Source organism: Pseudoalteromonas sp. SIMBA_162 (genome assembly GCF_046535955.1).
In the GTDB taxonomy this organism is placed as follows: Bacteria; Pseudomonadota; Gammaproteobacteria; order Enterobacterales; family Alteromonadaceae; genus Pseudoalteromonas; species Pseudoalteromonas marina.
Genome location: NZ_JAWJBQ010000897.1, coordinates 1 through 249 on the forward strand (window position 1 = coordinate 1; position 249 = coordinate 249).

The following is a 249-nucleotide window of genomic DNA, read 5'->3' on the forward strand; positions in this document are numbered from 1 at the left end:
TGTTGGTGCAGCCTTCGAAGGCTTCGAACTGCTGCTGGGTCTTGGCGCCGGTCAGCAGCGACAACGCCTTGGAGTAACTCACGGTGCCAGCGAAACCTTCGGCCTTGGCCAGGTCCAGCTCGTGCCAGGCAGCGTCCAGCTGCGTGCCGCAACTGTCACGGTAGGCAGTCTTGCCTGCACAACCGGTCAATACCAACGCAATCAGGGGCAGGCAGATCCAGGCTTTCATCGATGACACCTCAAGATAGG

At 60.2% G+C, this 249-nt stretch carries 1 protein-coding gene; it reads right to left on the reverse strand.

Annotated elements, in window-relative coordinates:
• Window positions 1-229, reverse strand: a 229-nt coding sequence (locus R0J88_RS22310) for a hypothetical protein (RefSeq protein WP_410901216.1), incomplete at its 3' end; no start/stop codon positions are given.
• Window positions 230-249 lie beyond the last annotated feature (20 nt).